Annotated in this window: 18 protein-coding genes; 2 read left to right on the top strand and 16 right to left on the bottom strand. The window is 28.3% G+C overall.

Going from position 1 to position 20,381, the window contains the following annotated elements:
• The 3 genes from BR69_RS0100550 to BR69_RS0100560 all read right to left on the bottom strand — a co-directional run bounded on the left by BR69_RS0100550 (window position 1) and on the right by BR69_RS0100560 (window position 4,519).
• Window positions 1–1,653, bottom strand: a complete 1,653-nt coding sequence (locus BR69_RS0100550; protein ID WP_027631427.1) for a sensor histidine kinase — start codon at window positions 1,651–1,653, stop codon at window positions 1–3.
• 97 nt (window positions 1,654–1,750) lie between these two features.
• On the bottom strand, window positions 1,751–3,802 hold the full coding sequence (locus BR69_RS0100555; RefSeq protein ID WP_027631428.1) for a methyl-accepting chemotaxis protein: 2,052 nt from the start codon (window positions 3,800–3,802) through the stop codon (window positions 1,751–1,753).
• A 180-nt stretch (window positions 3,803–3,982) separates the two neighbouring features.
• A complete protein-coding gene (locus BR69_RS0100560) occupies window positions 3,983–4,519 on the bottom strand; it encodes a 2'-5' RNA ligase family protein (protein WP_027631429.1) in 537 nt (178 codons plus the stop codon).
• 138 nt (window positions 4,520–4,657) lie between these two features.
• On the opposite strand from BR69_RS0100560, the gene BR69_RS0100565 reads away from it, so the two are divergent.
• Complete coding sequence (locus tag BR69_RS0100565) at window positions 4,658–5,119, top strand: hypothetical protein (RefSeq protein ID WP_027631430.1); 462 nt, start codon at window positions 4,658–4,660, stop codon at window positions 5,117–5,119.
• Window positions 5,120–5,244: 125 nt separating this feature from the next.
• Here the strand turns inward: BR69_RS0100565 and BR69_RS0100570 are convergent, their stop codons facing one another.
• From BR69_RS0100570 to BR69_RS0100585, 4 genes are all read right to left on the bottom strand, one after another.
• On the bottom strand, window positions 5,245–6,111 hold the full coding sequence (locus BR69_RS0100570; protein WP_027631431.1) for an SDR family oxidoreductase: 867 nt from the start codon (window positions 6,109–6,111) through the stop codon (window positions 5,245–5,247).
• A 177-nt stretch (window positions 6,112–6,288) separates the two neighbouring features.
• The gene (locus tag BR69_RS19590; RefSeq protein WP_051623424.1) at window positions 6,289–8,088 is read right to left on the bottom strand and encodes an LTA synthase family protein; all 1,800 of its coding nucleotides are present in this window, start codon (window positions 8,086–8,088) and stop codon (window positions 6,289–6,291) included.
• Between the two features lie 288 nt (window positions 8,089–8,376).
• Window positions 8,377–9,549, bottom strand: a complete 1,173-nt coding sequence (locus BR69_RS19595; protein ID WP_051623425.1) for a S41 family peptidase — start codon at window positions 9,547–9,549, stop codon at window positions 8,377–8,379.
• 14 nt (window positions 9,550–9,563) lie between these two features.
• On the bottom strand, window positions 9,564–10,412 hold the full coding sequence (locus BR69_RS0100585) for a DMT family transporter (protein WP_027631432.1): 849 nt from the start codon (window positions 10,410–10,412) through the stop codon (window positions 9,564–9,566).
• A gap of 183 nt (window positions 10,413–10,595) precedes the next feature.
• Here BR69_RS0100585 and BR69_RS0100590 point away from each other — a divergent pair, with 183 nt between their 5' ends.
• Complete coding sequence (locus tag BR69_RS0100590; RefSeq protein WP_027631433.1) at window positions 10,596–11,144, top strand: MORN repeat-containing protein; 549 nt, start codon at window positions 10,596–10,598, stop codon at window positions 11,142–11,144.
• Between the two features lie 355 nt (window positions 11,145–11,499).
• On the opposite strand, the gene BR69_RS19600 is transcribed toward BR69_RS0100590, so the two are convergent.
• The 9 genes from BR69_RS19600 to BR69_RS0100635 all read right to left on the bottom strand — a co-directional run bounded on the left by BR69_RS19600 (window position 11,500) and on the right by BR69_RS0100635 (window position 20,378).
• Window positions 11,500–12,051 (bottom strand): N-acetylmuramoyl-L-alanine amidase, encoded by a 552-nt coding sequence (locus BR69_RS19600; RefSeq protein ID WP_084315151.1) that lies wholly within the window; start codon window positions 12,049–12,051, stop codon window positions 11,500–11,502.
• Window positions 12,021–12,266 carry a hypothetical protein gene (locus tag BR69_RS0100600; RefSeq protein WP_027631434.1) on the bottom strand — a complete coding sequence of 82 codons (246 nt, stop codon included), beginning with the start codon at window positions 12,264–12,266 and terminating at the stop codon, window positions 12,021–12,023. The genes BR69_RS19600 and BR69_RS0100600 overlap by 31 nt, the downstream gene beginning before the upstream one ends.
• A gap of 304 nt (window positions 12,267–12,570) precedes the next feature.
• Entirely contained in the window at window positions 12,571–13,689 is a 1,119-nt protein-coding gene (locus tag BR69_RS0100605) for an ABC transporter ATP-binding protein (protein ID WP_027631435.1), read from the bottom strand.
• Between the two features lie 175 nt (window positions 13,690–13,864).
• On the bottom strand, window positions 13,865–14,731 hold the full coding sequence (locus BR69_RS0100610) for a carbohydrate ABC transporter permease (protein WP_027631436.1): 867 nt from the start codon (window positions 14,729–14,731) through the stop codon (window positions 13,865–13,867).
• 10 nt (window positions 14,732–14,741) lie between these two features.
• Window positions 14,742–15,614, bottom strand: a complete 873-nt coding sequence (locus BR69_RS0100615; RefSeq protein WP_207640744.1) for a carbohydrate ABC transporter permease — start codon at window positions 15,612–15,614, stop codon at window positions 14,742–14,744.
• Between the two features lie 112 nt (window positions 15,615–15,726).
• Window positions 15,727–16,635 (bottom strand): hypothetical protein, encoded by a 909-nt coding sequence (locus BR69_RS20975; protein ID WP_027631438.1) that lies wholly within the window; start codon window positions 16,633–16,635, stop codon window positions 15,727–15,729.
• Window positions 16,636–16,671: 36 nt separating this feature from the next.
• Window positions 16,672–17,967, bottom strand: coding sequence for an ABC transporter substrate-binding protein (locus BR69_RS0100625; RefSeq protein WP_027631439.1), 1,296 nt, complete (start codon window positions 17,965–17,967; stop codon window positions 16,672–16,674).
• A 211-nt stretch (window positions 17,968–18,178) separates the two neighbouring features.
• On the bottom strand, window positions 18,179–18,940 hold the full coding sequence (locus BR69_RS0100630; RefSeq protein WP_027631440.1) for a YcdB/YcdC domain-containing protein: 762 nt from the start codon (window positions 18,938–18,940) through the stop codon (window positions 18,179–18,181).
• On the bottom strand, window positions 18,930–20,378 hold the full coding sequence (locus tag BR69_RS0100635; protein WP_027631441.1) for a sensor histidine kinase: 1,449 nt from the start codon (window positions 20,376–20,378) through the stop codon (window positions 18,930–18,932). The genes BR69_RS0100630 and BR69_RS0100635 overlap by 11 nt, the downstream gene beginning before the upstream one ends.
• Between the last annotated feature and the right edge of the window lie 3 nt (window positions 20,379–20,381).

Here is a 20,381-nt window from a genome sequence, read left to right on the forward strand (position 1 = left end):
TCACCCCTTTACAAAAAACTCTATTTTAGTACCCTTCTCTAATCTTTCTATCTTAAGTCCCTCTCCATAAATAAGTTTTAATCTTAAATGAACATTATAAAGACCTATCTTATTATCTGGCATATTATCATTATATACCCTCTCTATTATATCCTCTTCTATACCAATACCAGTATCCTCTATTACTACTTTAACCTTTTCCTTCTCATCCTTTACTCTTATAGTAACTGTTCCTTGACCCTTATTTTTAAGCACTCCATGAACTATTGCATTTTCAACTAAGGGCTGTATTATAAGACTTGGCATCTTTACCTCTACCTCATCAATATCATAAACCACTTTAAGCTTGTTTCCGAACCTAGCCTTTTCTATCTCTATATAATCCCTCACCTGATTAAGTTCTTTTCTTATATGTATAAATTCATCATTTAGCTCCAAATTGAATCTTAAATAACTTGAAAGATTTATTATAAGCTCCCTTGCCTTATCTGGATTTATTCTTATAAAAGAAGTTATAGCATTTAAGGCATTAAAAAGAAAATGAGGATTTATCTTAGTTTGAAGAGCCTTAATCTCTGCCTTATTAGCCATTTCCTTTATCTGTTCAACCTTAGAAACCTCCATTAAGGTAGAAATAATTTGAGAAAGACCTACTCCAAGACTTTGAATAGAATAAGTTATTTTATGGGCTCTAGTATAATATATTTTTAAAGCTCCTATTACATTATTCTTATCCTTAAGTGGTATTATAAGAGAAGATTTTATTTTATTACTTTTATTATCTGCATCTTTATTATTTATACTCATTTCTCCTGTATTTATAACAATCTTAGTAGCTTCATTTATGATTTCATGTCCTATATTGTAGTATTCACTCCCAACCCCTACATAGGCTAAAATATTATCTCTATCAGTTATAGCAACAGCATCTGCTTCTATTTCTTCTTTTATAATATTACATATTTTAATTAAGGACTCACTATTAATTTTCCTAAAGTATGGCAATGTTCTATTGGCAATATCTAAGGCAAGTTTTGCTTGCTTTGCTGCCACCTTTTCCTTTTCCTCTTCAACGCTTTCAACTAAAAGAACAATAAATCCTACACTAATTTCTCCAAGTATCATAGGAAAGGCTATTTTAGATACTATACCTAATCCTATTTCATAAGGCTCTGTAAGAATCAGTATAAGTCCCATGGTAAGTGCCTCACAAAACATTCCTGCAATTATACCAGCGATCCATCTATGATGTTTTTCAATTTTTTTATTTATATATCCCGATACAAGGCCTGCAACTATGCTACTTATAAGACAAGGTATTGAGGTTATTCCATTTATATCTATTATATATCTATGTATTCCAGAAACTAATCCTGTAACTATACCTACAAAGGGTCCAAATAATATTCCCCCAGATATTACAGTGATTATTCTAACATTAACTAAGGACCCTTCTACATGTACCCCAGTATAAGTTCCAAAAACTGCAAACATAGAAAACACTATGCAAAGAATAATTAAATCCTTCTTTTCATAAGCATCCTTTTGAAATATTTCTTTAAATCTTGGTATCCTGGTTATTACAAATAAACAGGTAAGAAGTAATGCAGCCCTCTCTGCTAACTTTATTAATATCTCGTAATTATAAGCCACTGCCCCTCCTCCTTTTCTATTTAATAAATTTCTTTATATTAAAATTACAATATATAAATAGGGTGACCCTAAAGCCACCCCTATTTATATTATACTATTAAATTTTAAATCTTTGAACCATTACATTTAATTTTTCTGCTGTTTCTGCTTGTCCTTGAGCTGTTGCAGAAACTTGCTTCATTCCCTCTGCAGTTTCTTTAATGCTGTTTAATATACCTTCAGTACTATCTGCAGTAGTTTCTGAATTCTCTGCAACTATTTGTATTGCATTACTTATCTCAGTAATAGTCTTATTAACTTCCTCAGACATTGCTGAAATATCCTTAGACATAATATTTAAGAATTCAGCATCCTTATTATATTTATCTCCTGTATCAACTAAAAGCTCATAATCCTTTAATACTTCCCCATTTATAAATTCTAGTATATCCACAGAATTATTGGATAAGTTCTTAAATGCCTTCTGAACCTTACCTATTGTGTCTTGTATTTCTCCTACAGTTTTAGAAGATTCCTCAGCAAGCTTTCTCACTTCATCTGCAACCACGGCAAATCCACGACCACTTTCACCAGCTCTAGCTGCCTCTATAGCTGCATTTAATGCAAGAAGATTAGTCTGCTCAGATATACTAGCTATGGATTCTGCCATAACTAAAATCTCTGATACTACTTTCCCATCTTCAATAGACTTTATTATATTGTCTTGTTTCTGTTTATATAAATCCTTCGCCCTAAAGCTGGACTCCTTTGCTTCTTCACTTATCTTAATTGCTCTTTCACTTATTTCCTCTGACTGATGTCGTCCATCCATAGCCTTATTAGAAAGTATATTTATACTAGCACTAACTTCCTCTACAGAAGCATTTACCTCTTCTGATACTGCACTAGCATCCTGAGAATTAGAGGCTATACCATTGGCAGCTTCTCCTATTGTTTCTGCCTGAGAAGTAATCTCCTGAACCATAGCTGAAAGTTCCTCACTAGCTGCACTCATATCCTGAGAGTTCTCTCCTATGGTTAGTATTATACTTCTTAAGTTCTCAGCCATTTTATTTATATAATTTGACATTTCTCCAATTTCATCTTGAGATTTAACCTCTAATGTCTTAGTAAGATCACCTTCTGCTATTGACATAGCCATTCCCTTTACACCACTTATATTATTAGTTAAATATCTTGCAAATAAAGTTACCACAACTATTGAAACTATAACTGCAATTATTCCAACAATAACAAGGTTAAGTAAAAGACCTTGAACAGGTTTATATAATTCATCTTTATTAATATACATACCTATAGCCCAGTCCACGTTAGGTATAGTCATATAGTATATAATATTTTCTTCTTTACCTTCTTTAAAGGAGGATTGTCCAGCCTTATTCTTAAGTATTTCTTCTCCTAGCTTCTTAAGACTTTCATTTTTCTCTTCATTTATATTCTTATTCATTATTTTATCTTTGTCTTTATCCGCTATGTAAACTCCTGAACTATCAATTAAAAAGGCTCTACCTGTATCTCCTATTCTAACTTCTTCTATCATACTTTGTATTGTGGAAAGACCTATATCTGAAGTAGCTACCCCCATAAAGTTTTTATTTTCATCATAAATAGGGCTAGTAGAAGTAACCATGCTTATGTCATTTACTTTATCAATATATGGCTTTGACCATTGGATTTCTTTACTACTATTTACTCCTATCTTATACCACTCTTCTTCATTGTATTTACTATTATCATTACTATATTCATCTGAATACTTTATAACTCCCTTATCCTTAAAAGCATAGGGTCCAAAATACTTCTTGCTATTGTTAAACTTATAAGGCTCATACCATACCCCTGCTCCTAAGGTTTCTTCATTGGTTCCAATTACATTTTTAAGAATATTAGAATAGTTATCTTCATTAATAACCTTATAGGATGATTCAACTGTCTTACTAAGAGATTGGGTTATTTGTTGATGCTTTAAGAGTTTCTTTTGTATTTCCTCACTGCTGGCTTTTAACTGGTTCTCCATTTTAGTTCCTATTTCTTTATTAATTAAAGTCTTTGAACTAAAATAGCTTATTATTGTAACAATAACCATAGATGCTATTACAACTGGCAATATTGAAAATAAGGTTCTGCTTCTTAAGTTTTTAAATTTCAATTTAATCCCCCCATATTTATATTATGGTCCCTAGAAACTAAAGATTAAATTTATTGTTTTATTATCGACCTTGCTAAGGTTTTCTTTAGTTCTTTTTTTCTAATAAACTTAGCATGTTTTATAATTTTATCTTAAATAAATAATTTTTATATAGTAAATTTTTTCTTGCTAAATACTCTCTTAATCATTTAAATAAAACTTTTTATATACTTCCCATATGTTTTTATAGAAATTATACTCCATTATGGTTATATTACTTATTGCACTTTTAAAAAATATCTCTTTTTCTATTACATGATTCCATATGTCTTTAAATTTAGAACTTATTCTTCTGCTTACTAAAGTGCAATGAAACTTTATACTCTCCCCTTCATTATTACTCCAATTAAGATCCTCAATTTCTTTTAACTCCAAATAATATTCCTTATGAAGTTCTAGAGCTTCCTTAGAAGGTAAAATATCCATAAAGATTACATTATCTCTAAAATGATCATAATTTTTTATCTCAATTCCACAAGATTTTCTGTTTTCTACAAACTTTTCTGTAGTCTTCTCCACCTCATCTATGGACTCTATCTCAAAAGGAGCCTTTAAGGTTATATGCATAGGAAGTTTCTGTGGTCTTACATTAAATTTATCACATACTTCCTTTACTAGACTTTTATGAAATTTTTTCTCCTCTCCCTCGAGTAAACTTACAATTACATATCTTTTCATATAATACACCTCCTCTAAATATTTTTATAAAATATATTATCCATAACTCTATTCTTTACATTAATACATATTATATATTAATGTAACTTTCACCAATCTTAAAATAAATTGTATTATAAATTATAAGGAGTGTTGTATATGATTTATAATGATTCTAAGGATTCAACGGAAAACCTTAATAATAAGAAGAATGATAATAAGGATAAGGATTTAGACTTAAGTCTCCGCCTAATCCAAGATGAATTATCTGGAATATATATTACTATACTAGGCTACATAATCTTAGGAGAAGCAGCTAAAGAAGCAAGAAATGCTATTTTATTAAATAAAGAGGGTATAGGAAGCGTCCTAAATAACTCTGCTAGGGATGCTCTACTTGCAAATAAAATTATATTAATTGGTATAACATTATTAACCGATGTTGCTTTTTCCAGGCTAAAACAACAGGAAAACAATTTTAATCCCTCAGACTCCTCCTTAGATCTCTCTGGAATATCTGATATATATACAGGATATGCCATTAATGTAATAGCTGAAGCTTATAAAGTAATAGGTAGTAATAAAATATTTAATAGTCTTCAAGATATTGATATAGAATAAGTTTGAAATATAAAAATAAAGCTATGTTTATTTAAAATACACCATATAGAATAGACAATAAAAAGTCTATTCTGCCTAATACATTTTACTTAAACCTTAGCTTTATTTTTATAATTTATCTTTTATTAAAGTATTAAGCTCCATTCCTTAATTACTCTATCTATTCCTTTTTTAGTAGTATCAAAGTCTATACCTTGATCTTTTAGCTTCTTATTGCTTATCCTTAAATCTCTTGGCTTTTCTTTATATTTTTCTGTATCCTCTAAAATAATATCATTATGATCATAGCTTACATTTAAAGACTTACATATATAAGAAGAAGTTTCATAGGAGCTCATATTATTCTCGCTACCACAATTATATATTCCACCTTTAAGCTGCATTATCTTTTCAAAGTTATCTACTATGTCGTAGACATAAGTCATACCTCTAAATTCATTAGAGCATATTCTTATTTTTTCCCTTCTTGTTAATGCATTTAATGTATTAAATAATATATTAGAATTTACCTTTTTATTTCTCTCTGGCATGCCAAATAGCCAGGTTAATCTTAAAACTATAGAGTCCTTATTATATTTAAAAACTTCTTCTTCTCCTTTAAGCTTTTGTCTTCCATACTCTGTATTAGGTTTTGGGATAACTTCCTCTGAATAAGGTCCTTCTTCCTCATTTCCATTGTAAACTTGTTCACTACTTAAGAATATCACCTTAGCATTCTCACTTTTAGCTGCCTTTGCAATATTTATGGTTCCATTAACATTTATATTAAAGGACATTTCCTTATTATTCTCACATTTTCCCGTATCTGCAATAGCAGCTGTATGTATCACGTAATTAGGTTTTATATCTCTAAATATACCTAATACCTTAGCTTCATTAGTTACATCTAAATCTTCCCTACTAAAGCTATAGATTTTATACCTTTCCTTTAATGACTCTTTTAATCTATTTGCCAAAAATCCATTTCCACCAGTTATTAAAACTTTTTCCACGACTAATTCCCTCCTTGTAATAATTTTATAGAGATTTAAAAATAACTTTTAACTTATTCTTTAAAGCTTTATTAATTTATCTTAATTCATCAAGATGTATAAATCCAGCTAAATCAACTATACTTTTAATGAATAAGTTGAAGATTTACATTAAATCTTATAATTATTTTAAATGGCTTAAGGAAGTAAATTCTTTTTCTCATAATAGTGATTAAGTATTATCTTTCTTCCTATATCATAAGCTGATTTTATATGTTTTTCCTCTTCCTCACTATTAATTTCTCCCCTTATCTCATTATCTTTAATTACAGTATAATTTCTCTTTGTATTAACTAATACTCTTCCCATAACTTTATCTCTATAAAGGTTATCCTCTACTCCTAAAAGATAAAGAACTGTAGGCATTATATCAATTTGTCCACCATAAGCTTCTATCTTATTTTCCTGTAAGTCTTTATTATAAATTATTAAAGGTACTTTTTTATCAGTATCCTTCCACCAGTCTCCCTCTAACTTTACATCCTCTAATTTACTATTATAGTACTTATGTACTCCTGCATGATCTCCATATATAACTACCATAGCATCATCTAGCATTCCCTTTTTTTCAAGACTCTCTATGGTTTTTCCTATTTGCTCATCTGTATACCTTAAAGATTGAAAATACTTACCAAGAATATTTCCATTTAAATCTTCAGGTAAATTTAACATTTTACTTTCATCCTTTAAGTCAAAAGGTCCATGGCTAGAAATTGTTACACCCAATCCATAAAATGGCTTACTCACATTTTCTAATTTTTCTACAAATTGTTTTAAATAGGTTCTATCTGATATCATTCCAAAAGGTCCCTCTGACTCATCAAACATATAATTTGTCACTGGCCATAAATTCTCTGTACCTAGAGCCGCTTTATGAGCTTTTCCCCAATTAAAGTCCTGTATATCCTCTGGATGAGAAGAATATGACGTATATCCCTCTTTCTTTAAAACCCTCATTATAGAATTATATTTAACCTCTGGTCTAGTTAAAAAGGTTATACTATCCCCTAAAGGAAGCACTGAAGATAATGCCATAAGGTCACAATCTATAGAGCTACCAGCATTATTCTGTTCATAGATATTATTAAAGTATAGAGAATTTTTAAGAAGTTTATTCATATTTGGTGTTATCTCTTGTCCATAAATTTCCCTACCTATAACAAACTCTTCTAAGGACTCTACCTGAAGAAAAATTACATTTTTCCCCTTAAGCTTTCCCTTGTATTTGTTATCTTCTATATCCTCCTTATTATACTTTAACCAATTATCTATCTCTTTAATGTCTTCCTTATTGTTTTTAGGAAGTCTATCTATTAAAGTCTTAAAGTCATATATATGATAATTTATTGGACCTAAATTCCCCATTATTATGTTAGGATTCCAAAAGGACTTATTATATATTGGATAATCCCCATTAAATATTTTTCCATTATCAGCCCCATATTCAAGTAGCTTCATAGATCCTATGGAAATTACTATAAGTACTACAGATAATATTGCCCTTCTTTTATGTACTATAAACTCTCTTCCTAGAAAATAAATTATTCCTATAACTATTAAATCAATAAAAAATACCACATCAAGTTTTTTGAAATCTAACATTCTTCCATTGAATTTTACTATTAAATCCTTAAATACAATCTTTTCTAGTCCAAAAAAGTCATAGGATACCCTATATAATGCTAGGTCTAAGACCATCATTACACTTAAAATAAAATCTGCTACAATCCAATAAATATATTTGCCTTTTCCCTTAAATAAGAATCCTAATCCTAGGATACATATTATAGGTAAGCAATAATATATAGTATAAAACTTATGTATATCTATCTTATATTTTACTCCTCTTACAACCCCCATAAAAATGCAAACCTTTACTATCAAGGCTATAATTACAAGTAATGGAATAGCCTTTAATAATTTTTCTTTTATTTTCATATAATCCCTCCAAATGTTAAGAATTTCTCCCCTATTTATTCTACTACTTTTTTGTTTTTTTACAAATTATTTTAATTTTTTATATATTAATAAGAAGCTTTATGCCTTATTTATATATTCAACTTTAGAAATAGATGACAAATAATTGTAATAAAATGTAACTTCGAAAAGGTATAAAAAGTTTTTCTAATAAATTTATGCGTCATAATATTATTGCTAAATCTATCTAAAATTTAAAACTCCCCTTTAAGATTTATTTCTCTAAATCCTAAAGAGGAGTTTTCTAAATTATATAATTTTTTTAATATACTCCATTACTGGATCTCTATTATTAATAAAATCTTCTATAGTTTCTTCTATCATTATATCTGGAAGCAAGGTCTTAACCTGATCATCATCTATTAACTTGTAGAACTTTGTGGAATAACTTACACTAAAGCCACTGCTTGGAAGATTAAATCTCTTTATTTCTCCATAACAATTAGGCTTCCCTCCCGTGGCTTCTCCTATAATTAAAGCCTTTGTGTTATTCTTTAATTCATAGACATTTAAAAGTGCTGATGAAAAAGTCTTTCTCCCTATTATTATAAAAAGATTATGTTTCTTGTTTAATTTGGATTTATGTTTTACATATTCTATAAAAGGATCAAAAAGGGTTGAATCTCCCCCTAGGTTATCCCTAAAATCTATTATAAGTCTTTCTATATAATTATTCTCTATAAATTCTATGGTATCCCTTATAAACTCTGCAACAGATAACCCTTCCATTTCCCTACAAGAGTTATATTTTAAATACAAGGTTTTATTACTTTTAATGTATTCCCTCCAATAAAGCTTATCTTTATTTCTTCTACAAAGTGGAACTTCCACAGAGCTTATCTCTTTTCTCTCCTTAATAGCTTGTTTTAACTCTTCTCTATCTAAAGCTTTTATAGTTTTAGTCTTAATATTTCCTTCTAGATCCTCTAAAGTCATAGTTACTTCATTGATATTATCTATTAAAAGAGCTCCATATAAGACTTCCGTGGCCTTTAGATATTGAACCACATTGTGTTTAAAAAAACTTTCATTTTCATAGGATATAATTTCTTTTAAAGTTTCTAAAACTTCTTCTATTCTCATATCACTTATCTTTAAGACCTTATGATTTTTTATATTATTACCATATAAATCTTCTGTAATATATACTCCATCCTTAAAATAATAAAATTCTACTGGAATAAAGTATTTAACTGGAAAAGCTATAGCAGTATGGGCATCCCCAATGCTAGCTACAATTCTACTTAATTCAACCTTCATATCATTAAAGTCTAAATTATTAATTTCTTCCTTCAAATTATTTACATATGTTAAAAATTCTTTTTTCTTTATATTACAAAATAAATTACAATGTTTTTCTATTAAATTATCCCTAAGGAAATCTATGTCCTCAATCCACTTGCATTCCCATGTATCTTTCATTATTTTCTCCATTTCTAATTTTTTAAAGTTGAATAAATTGATGTTGCTAATATAATACTCCCACCCAAAAGAACTTGAGGGTGTGGCATTTCTTTCAATATAATAGTTGCAAATAAAACTCCATAAACTGGTTCTAGACTACATATTATACTGGCAACTTGAGTTTTTACTCCTTTTAATCCATTTATAAATAAGGAATGAGCTAAGGCTGTAAAAAATAATCCTAATATTATAATAAAAATTATGTCCCCAGTAGAAAATACTGGCTTATATATAAAAGCAAAAGGAAGTAGTACAATAGTGGCTACAAATTGCTCATAAAAGGATATAATAAGTGATGAATACTCTCCTACAAACTTTCTATTCATAATTGAAAGAACTGCATAGGTTAAGGCTGATATTATCCCATATAAAGCTCCCTCAGTTACATTACTACTTAAGCTAAAATCAGGCAGTATTAAAAATACCCCAATTATTGTAATAGAGGCAACTACTATATCCTTTCCCTTAATCCTTTCCTTGAAAAATAAGGGTTCTAAAAATGTTACAAATACAGCAAAGGTTGAAAAAGTAAAAAGTCCTATAGCAACAGTTGAAACCTGTATTGCTTTAAAAAATGTAAACCAATGGATAGCTAAAATTATTCCCATAATTGAAACATAAAAATAATGATTCCTATGGTTTAATTTTATATTTTTCTTAAAAATAAGAATCCCTATAAATAAAAATATGCTAGAGAAGAAAACTCTTCCAAGTACTATAATTATTGAACTTTGATTAATAAGTTTCCCAAATACTCCTGAAAGCCCAAATAAAAGTACAGCTAAATGTATCTCAACTAAACTTTTTTTATTACTTTCCATATATACCTCCCCCTTTTGATGTAGTCTATAGAATTTTATTTAATTATTTGAGATAAACTATTAGTAGTTAATAATATTAACTGTTGGTATTTTATAGTTTATAGTTTATTATTATACTATGAATTAAAATATAAATCTTTTATTTTAAATTATTAATAGCAATTGGAGAGGATGATAACTTTAATGAATAAAATAAATTTCAAGAAAACTACTGCTTTAAAGCCTATGATGAAAAAAGTTTCTAATGCAACTATTACAGACCATAGTACCACTGGTACCTATGAAGGTGAAAGATTAAATGGCAAAAAACACGGTAAAGGAATATTCACCTATGCAAATGGTACCATATATAGAGGAGAATTTAAGGATAATTTAATGGATGGTTATGGTGAGATGATATGGCCTGATGGTGAAAAATACATAGGTTATTGGGTTCGTGATTATAGAACTGGTGATGGAGTATATATTTGGAGTGATGGAGAAAAATATGAAGGTCAATGGAAAAATGACCTAAAGCATGGCTTTGGTACATATACATTTTCTAATGGAGATATCTACTGTGGTCAATGGGTAAATGACTTACGTGAAGGATATGGTACTGAAATTTATCCTAATGGAAATAGATATACTGGTCAGTGGGAAAATGATGTTAGACATGGTGACGGAATATATATTTCTAAAGATGAAGAGCCTTTTATAGGAAAATATGAGAATGATGATAGAATTAAATAATAGGTCTTTATTGTAATTTCTATTTACATAAAGTAAAAACATAATAAGAATTATTTAAACTAATACTTCTGTAGGTTAGTAAAAAATTTGATCATTAAAGCTTCTAAATTTTTTACTAAAGACCATTTAGATACCGTGGTTTATTATCACATTAGAGCTTGTTACAAGTAATGTGCTGTTGATAAGTTATTATCTTTAATAACTTATTTTAATAATTCTTTCTTTAACATAATAAAAGTCTGTGCAAACCAAAATTTAGATATATTTTCATAACATATCAAAATTCTGGTTTACACAGATTTTTTTACACACTCAATAATACTACTACCCTATATTTATTTTTAGAAACTTCACTTTATTTTTTATAGGAGGCTTTATAATTTAATATACCTTTTTCTATAGCTTCCGCACATTTATCTTGCCCACTTTCTGATGTTATAAATTCAGCATCAGAAGAATTAGATAAAAAGCCTAGTTCAACTAATGTGGATGTGGAATTATTAAGTTTAAATACAGCTAAAGAACCCTCAGTTTCATATTTTATTCCTCTATCTGTAGTGTAATTATAATTAGCTAGCTCCTTTTGTATGTTTCTAGCAAGCTTTTCTCCCTCAGTATTAGGAGCTCTACACCAGGCTTCTACACCTTTATAAGAGGTATTAGTGTTACTATTAGCATGTATTGAAACAAATAGGTCTGCTTTTGCTTCATTTGAAATTTTAACTCTTTCTTTAAGGTCTGCTTTTGTATTAGAAGGCCAGGAAACTGTGTCATTTTTTCTTGTATACACTACTTTAATATTATCTTTTTCTAATAATCTCCCAACTTTAAGGGCAATTTTTAAAGTTACATCTTTTTCAAAAACACCCGCGGAACTTATAGTCCTGGATCTATGGCTACTGTAAATTTTACATTGTTATTTGCAAAACTTTTGTTGTTGTCATCATACTTTAATTTTATATTATTTTCCTCTGTAGCTTTAACGTTATTATTAGTTATACTTTCATTCCCAATGGACCTAACTATAAAAATTAATGAAAATATAGAAACTAAAAATAAAATTAACCTCAAGCTTATTCTTATTAAATGCTTTTTTCTTTTTCGCTTATATTTAGGATTCATCCTCTACATACTCTCCTTCGGTTTTATTTATCAATCCTTATCATATGTTTTATTGGATTACATAATAAATTATAGGATGTATATATATGATAAATTCTTGTAAGTTGTAACGAGGTTGTAAATTTTTTTTCCTATCTAGGTAATTACTTAGTTCTAGATAAGTGCTTACTTTTAACAAAATAAAATTTTGTATATAAAAATATAGATATCAGTGGAGGCATATATAGAACGGATGCTACAAAATCAATTCCTCCATCTTACTTACTATTAAAGGTAATTTATATATTCATGTGAACTTTATTCATCAATCTTCATTAATGATTTTCTGAGTTTCTTTATTAAATAATTTCATATTATGAAATTGGAACTGAAGGGTCACTGTATGAAAACTTTTCATATCAATATTTGCATCCACTCTTGCTATAGCCGAATGAGATGCTATTTTTACATGAAGATATAGCTCTGCACCTGTAAGCTCAGTAACTTCAACCTCTGACTTTATTATATTACAGCTACTTGATGGCTCATCTATATTTACATAATGGAGATGCTCTGGTCTAATACCAAGTACTATATTTTTATTTAAATAATTTTTATTTCTAAGAGTTTCCTGTTGTTTTTCAGATAGATTTAATATAGTTCCATCCTCCATAGACAGCACTATTTTCTTATCCTTTTCTATTACCACTACCTCAATAAAATTTATCTGTGGACTGCCTATGAAACCTGCAACAAACATATTTTCAGGATAATCATATATATTCTTTGGTGTATCTACCTGTTGAATTATACCATCCTTCATAACAACAATTCTTGTTCCCATAGTCATTGCCTCTGTCTGGTCATGAGTAACATAAACAAATGTAGTTTTAAGTTTTTGGTGAAGCTTAGTAATTTCTGATCTCATTTGAGTTCTAAGCTTTGCATCTAAATTTGATAACGGTTCGTCCATTAAAAATACCTTTGATTCTCTAACCATAGCACGTCCTAATGCAACTCTTTGTCTTTGTCCTCCTGATAATTCCTTTGGTTTTCTATCAAGCAATTGGATAATATCAAGTATTTCCGCTACTTCTCTAACCTTCTTATAAATTTGATCTTTCGCTAACTTCTTAATTTTTAAACTAAAAGCTATATTTTCATAAACTGTCATATGTGGATATAATGCATAGCTTTGAAATACCATTGCTATATTCCTATCTTTTGGAGAAACATCATTCATAAGCTTACCGCCTATGTATATCTCTCCTGATGTAATCTCCTCTAACCCAGCAATCATTCTTAAAGTTGTTGATTTTCCACATCCTGAGGGTCCAACCAAGACAATAAATTCTTGATCCTGAATTTTCAAGTTAAAATCTGTTACAACATTTACATTTCCTGAATATGTTTTATAGACATTCTTAAGTAATAAATTCTCCATTTGCTAGCCTCCTACAAAATAGTTTATTTAAATTAAAGTTCTTCTGTATTGACCATTTTAAGAATAGTCAGTACAAACCTTGTCTGAGACCATGCTAAAGGAAGAATCCATGCTGGCTCACCTGTTTCTTTATATATTGGTTCACTAAAAACTCTTATTTTTAGTATCTAAATAATTACTTAATTCCAGATAAATGTTCACTTCTAACTAAGTAAGATTTTGCATATAAAAATATGCCTACTAGAGGAACTGTATATAGAATTGATGCTGCAAAGCTGCTTCCTAGCATTTCTTTATTAAACTGTGATAGATATAAAGATAATGGTTGTTTAATTTTATCCTCTAAAAAAATCAATGGTTGTTCAATCATATTCCAATAATCAGCAAATAATAAAACAACTAATACACCAATGGCTGGACGGATTAATGGAAGAATAACCTTAAAGAATATTGTAAAATGTCCTGCACCATCAATCTTTGCTGCTTCAATATATGAATTAGGAATATTAATCATAAACTGTCTAATAACAAATACACCTAATGCTTCAAATATTCCTGGAAAAATAATTGAAGATGCAGTATTTAATAACCCTAGATGATTGGCTATAATATAGCTTGGTACTACTGTAACCTGAAATGGCATAATCATAGTGAGCAAATATATCATAAATAATATATCTCTTCCTGGAAAATTAATTTTTGCAAATACATATGCTGCTAGAGATGCAACAACTAACTGTCCCAATACAATAGGGATAACCATAATGATTGAATTTTTAAACATACTTTTGAAGGTATCATTTTTTATAACAGAAGTATATTGATCAATTGATACTTTTTCTGGTATCAAAGATAAATTAGCAAAGGTATTTCCTTCATTTTTATTAGGCATAGTCCCCATTACTTGATAATTTTCAGCAACTTTTTTTTCTGTCATAAATGAGTCTGTTATAGTAATTAATATAGGAAATAACATAAATGTTGCAACAATTCCAAGGATTAATGTAAGTACAAGTTTCTTAACTTTTTTTAATTTATTCATGAGCTCCTCCTTATTCCATATATTTTCTAAAACCATGGTCAATGAAGAATAATATTAATACTACTAATGAAATAACAATAAACATTAAAGTTGCTGCCACCGTTAATTTTTGCATATCAAGAGATATAAACATATTATTCATATAATGTTGAATCATATAAATTGAATCATATGGGTGAGCTCCTGCAATTAAATATGTTTCTCTAAAGATTTTAAAGGCGTTAATTATTGACATTAACACAACTAAAAACATTGTAGGTGTTAAGTAAACAATTGTAATATTTCTAAATTTAGCAAATTTCCCCGCCCCATCTATATCCGCTGCTTCATAATAAACTCTAGGAATACTTTGTAATCCTGCTAAAAATAGAATTATATTGTATCCAATGTTTTTCCATATATATATGGAAATCAAAACCCACATTGCCCACTCTGATTTCATCCAATCAACTCTCTCTATTCCAAATACACTTATCCATTGATTTATTACACCATTCCAATCAAAAAATATTTGCCACACTATAATAATAGAAGATACAGTAACACCTAATGGTAGTATAAATGCACCTCTTAATATATTTCTAAAATACAAAGTTTTGTTTAAAGACATTGCTATCATTAATGAAATCATGATAATAAGAGGAATTCCAATAGCCATAAATATAAAAGTATTACTGGATGCCTTAACAAATGAACTATTACTTAATAACTCTTTATAGTTTTTTAATGCCACAAATGAACCATTAACAGCATTATCAATAAAAGAATAATATACTCCAATAATAAAAGGTATAATATAAAATATAGAAAATCCAATGAAACTTGGTGCGATAAAAAGTGCAACTGCAGTTTTCTCTTTGCTTATCCATTTACTCAATTTCATAAAAACTCCTTTTAAAGTTCAGGTTAAATTCCTGTATTAATTAAAAAGCTCACATATAGTATCTTTTAAGACCTGGCTCTTGTGAATTTTGATTTATTTATTCACTATACTTCTATTTAGAAAATTTAGAGCTTACATCATTCTGAACTGTGCTGGTAATTAAATATTCAAATGAGAATATAATATCTCCTGGTTTACCTTCAAAAAGTAGCTGATATATATCTTTTTCTTCAAAGGTAGGCTTAATAAATAATGTGCCAAAGTAACATTTAACCCTATAATACTCTCTATCTAATTTTGTTTCCCCCTTTGGATTTGGTCTTGATATTACTTTTTCTTCTTCAGCTCTTTTTTTCTCATCTACTCTCATATATTTAAATTCAGGTTCCAAAACTTCCCTAGCAAAATCCAATACATCTTTGTCCGTAATATTTTCGCCTTCCCTAACTTTCTTCTGTAATTTATCCTTAACCTCTGTTTTAATACCCTTTCTTAAGTTCATAGATTTTTGCTTTAAACTTAATCTTTCTTCTTGCCTGCTTAGCATAATATTTTCTATCTCTTTACTACTCATATTTCTGCCATCATTTATACCACGAAATACAATATCTTTATTGTTCTTATTTACTAATATATAAGCTGGCAACATATCTATTGATACTTCATAATAATCCTTTTTATATTTATCCTTTGAATTTGGGTTAGGTTTTGATAATATAACTGTATTTAGTGGATTATAATAGTAAGCCTTCTCTTTTTCAGCAAGCTCCCTTAATTTAGGAATGGAGTTTTTAGCTCTATCTACTATTTCCTGCTCTTCTTTTGAAAAGCTGTTTTTTTCATAATAATCTAATGTTTGTGTATTTGTTTCTCCATGGGTTTTCACATTTGTTTGTGAACTTTCAGCTGAAGTATTCTGAGGATTTTTAATTACTCCTGTTTCCGAAGTACTAGCACATCCTACCGTATTCATGGCTAAAGCCGCTGTAATTAATATAATTAATATTTTGTTTCTTTTCATTTTTTCTTTCCTCCCTATACTTTAAATTTTTTAGTATTATTCATTTAAATATATACTTATACGATTTTGAATCAGTCTTGAGATCTCCTGAGCTGATTTTTGCCCACTAAAAAAAGCTTTAAACTCCTCAGTCATAATCTTTTCCATTGTAGCATCTTCAGTTAAATGTATATTTGCTCTATTTACTATTTCATTTAGTCTTTCTATGTCCTGATTTTTAACATTTATTATTGTTCCATTAGGATGAGTAAGGGGAGCTTCCTTTATTTTTTTCATTTTTTCTTCATATACATTTTTATTGATTGTGAATCCCTTTATATCAAAGTCTAGCTTCTGCACATCTTCTGACATCAAAAACCTAAGAAAATCCCAGGCTTCTTTTTTTACTGATGATTTTTTATTTATTCCAAGCTTCATAGTTGTTGCAAAGGAAATTTTCCCAACTTCATCACTTTTTTGAGGTTTTAAATAGGTTTTTCCATGCTCATAAAATGCTGATGGGCCTAAGAAAAAATCTTCCTCAGAAATTGCTAAATAATTAATAAAGTAAGAATCTCCTATATATGAAGTCTCATTAGTAGCCACTTTTTTTTCATACATACTCTTTAAAGTATTAAGTAAATTAATAAATGTATCTGATTGAAAATTAGCTTTTTTATTAATAGAATCCACTAGTTTACTATACTCATCTTTTACTAATTCATTAAACATACGTTCTGGTTCCATATTTGCGATAACTGTACTATGTACATTTTTATCAAGTAAGGCTTCACCATTTTCAATAAATTTTGACCAATCCCAATTTTTATCATTAATATTTATTCTAGTTTCGCTTATAGCTTCTTCATCACCAACTAAGGTTCTAATAGAAAATCTCATAGGCATATCATATAATGTTCCATTTAATGTTGAGTTATTAATAATATTCATATGATAATTGTCTTTGTTAAAGCTTTTATCTTCATTCATCAGCTCTGTTAAATTGGCAAGTAAATTTTTGCTTGCATAGTTTTCTACAGATAAATGATCAAATTGAAGAATATCTGGACCATTATCTGCTAACATCTTGGTATTAGTCTGTTGTATATATTTCTCTACAGCTCCATCTTTCAAAGTATTCATTTCTCCTAGGTACTCATTAATTTGTATATCTATATCTGGATGTCTAGCTTCGTACATCTTTTCTGATACCTTTAAAAATTCACTTGCACTAAAGGTAGTAAGTGTTATAACCTTCTTTTCATTGCTTATTTTACTAGTGTCAGCGCTGTTACATCCAACTAAATATAGAGATGATAATACAAATAATAAAGCTTTATTTATCTTTCTCACATACTTCTCCTCCCAATTTTATAGCAAAATATTATATAAATTGAACTAAGTTGTAGTTACTAATGTAGTTGTTCTTCATTTGGCTATATAATTAATTGTAAAGTTTAAATATATGGTAAGTTTTTACAAGTCGTAAGGAAGTTGTAAAGTTATAAATAAAAAGGTCCAACTTATCTTAATAATAAGTTGAACCCTTTTTCATATAATCTTTTTACCACTTATCAGTTGGAAAATAAATTATCTCCATTACTCCTATTGAAAAGTTGTATACTTTTTTAGTGTCTCCATCAATACAAATTAGTACTTTCTTGTAAGCTGCATCAGCATCTTCAAATAAAAAGCGGTAGTTAACGCCCTCATTTTGTCTTCTCTGATTTTCATTAACTAGCTTTATATTTTTAATATTACCAATATTATTTTTTAGTATAAATTCTTCTGCTATTTTTTTTGCTTCTTCTATATAAATGTGGCTCTTTGAAGAAGCTGTCGCCTTATCATTATAATAACCATTAAAAAATACGCATTCTCCAGTTTTTGAATCTATTTTCATAGAAAAATATTTGAATTCTGTATCTTTTGCTTGGTTTTCTACTTTATTATAAAAATTCACCTCATATAAACCATTTTCTAACGCGGATTTATTATATTCTATCTGCTCTTTTGAATAGCTATTTGGAGTTACTTCAGCTAAGTATTTTTTTATCATAGATGAACTATGGAACTCAACATTAGATCCAACCTCTGTTAAATAAAGCTTTATATTAAAATATTTTTCTAAAACTTCTAAAGCTTTTAATTTAGCTTCTTCCTCTGTTAAAACTTTCTTTTCATTTGATATATCTGAAGTAGAGGGAGTATTTTTATCAAGCTTTTCAATTACCAGTTGATTTTTTTTTATGCTATTAAAATTACCACAGGAAGTTAAATATATACTAAAAACTATTAATAATGGGATTACTTTCTTATTTTTCATTGTAAGAATCACCACCCTTAAGAGTATTAAATATTAATTTAATTGATGTACCCTTGTCCACTTTACTTTCAACTTTAAAGCTTCCATTATGAATATCTAATATACTTTTACATATTGCTAAACCTAATCCTGCACCATTGTTTGCCCTAGTTCTTGATTTGTCAATCATATAAAAGGGTTCAAAAATTTTATCTATATGCTCCTTATGAATACCTATACCATAGTCTTGTATTACAACTTCATATTTATCTTTGTTAATACCAATGTGAATTTCCGAGTTAACTTTGGAAGCTTTTATAGCATTGTCTATAAGATTTAATAATAACACCTTCATTAAATCATGCTCCATCAGTAGTTCAAAATCCTTATCATCTATTACTAAGCTTATATTTTTTTCAATGAGTTTTGGAAGCAATGACCCTTTTACTTCAAAAACAATGTTTTTTATACTTTCCTTTTGCATTTTAAATTCTTCTTTTTTTAATAGTATTAAATCCATTAGTTTAAAAGATAATTTTTCTAATCGCTTTCCCTCTTTATATATATAATCAAGACTATCTATAAAAATTTCCTCATTATATTTGGTGGAACGAAGTAAATTTGCATACCCTATTATTGAAGTTAATGGTGTTCTTAATTCATGAGTTAAATTATCAATAAACCTCTGTTTTTCACTATTATTTATTTCTAATTCATTTATTTTTTCCTCAACAACTTCAGTCATTATATTGAAATTTTCTGCTAGTACACCAAATTCATCCTTAGAGTTTATTTCTACCTTTTCAGAAAAATTTCCTTTAATTATTCTTTTGGTAGCCCCTATAAGATTCTGTATTGGTTTTGTTATATGTTTACTTACAAAATACATAAAGATCATGAAAATCAGAGATACTACTAGATCCAGTTTGATAAAAAAAACATATTGATTTTCTCTTTCCTCATAAATTTCTGAAATATTGCGTACATAGGTAAATGTATAGGATTTATTGTTTATATTTATTAAGTTTGATATGAATATAAATGATTTATTATCTATATCCTTTATAATATATTGTCTTATGTCTGGTTGAAGGGACCTTAGTTCTTCTCTTGTATCAGGGATTTTAAAATTTATATTACTAAATATAATCTTGCTATTTGCATCTATAATCTCTACATAAGCATTTTTATCATTGTACTTTTTATAATAATCATTAATAGCATTAGATAAAATTTCATCATCTGAGTTTATATTACGGGAATATCTTTTTAAGGTGTTATATACAGGGAGACTTAAATTCACTCCTGAATAAATACTCAAATGTTCACCTAAGCATCTATTTATTTCTCTTTTTAATGCTTCATTATGAATTTTTTCTATTATTGAAATGCCTGCAAAGTTAAAGGTTAAAATAAATAAAATTAAAGAGAAAATGTATATTCTTTTCCAAAATTTCATCAA

This window comes from Clostridium hydrogeniformans DSM 21757 (assembly GCF_000686705.1).
GTDB lineage: Bacteria > Bacillota > Clostridia > Clostridiales > Clostridiaceae > Clostridium_Z > Clostridium_Z hydrogeniformans.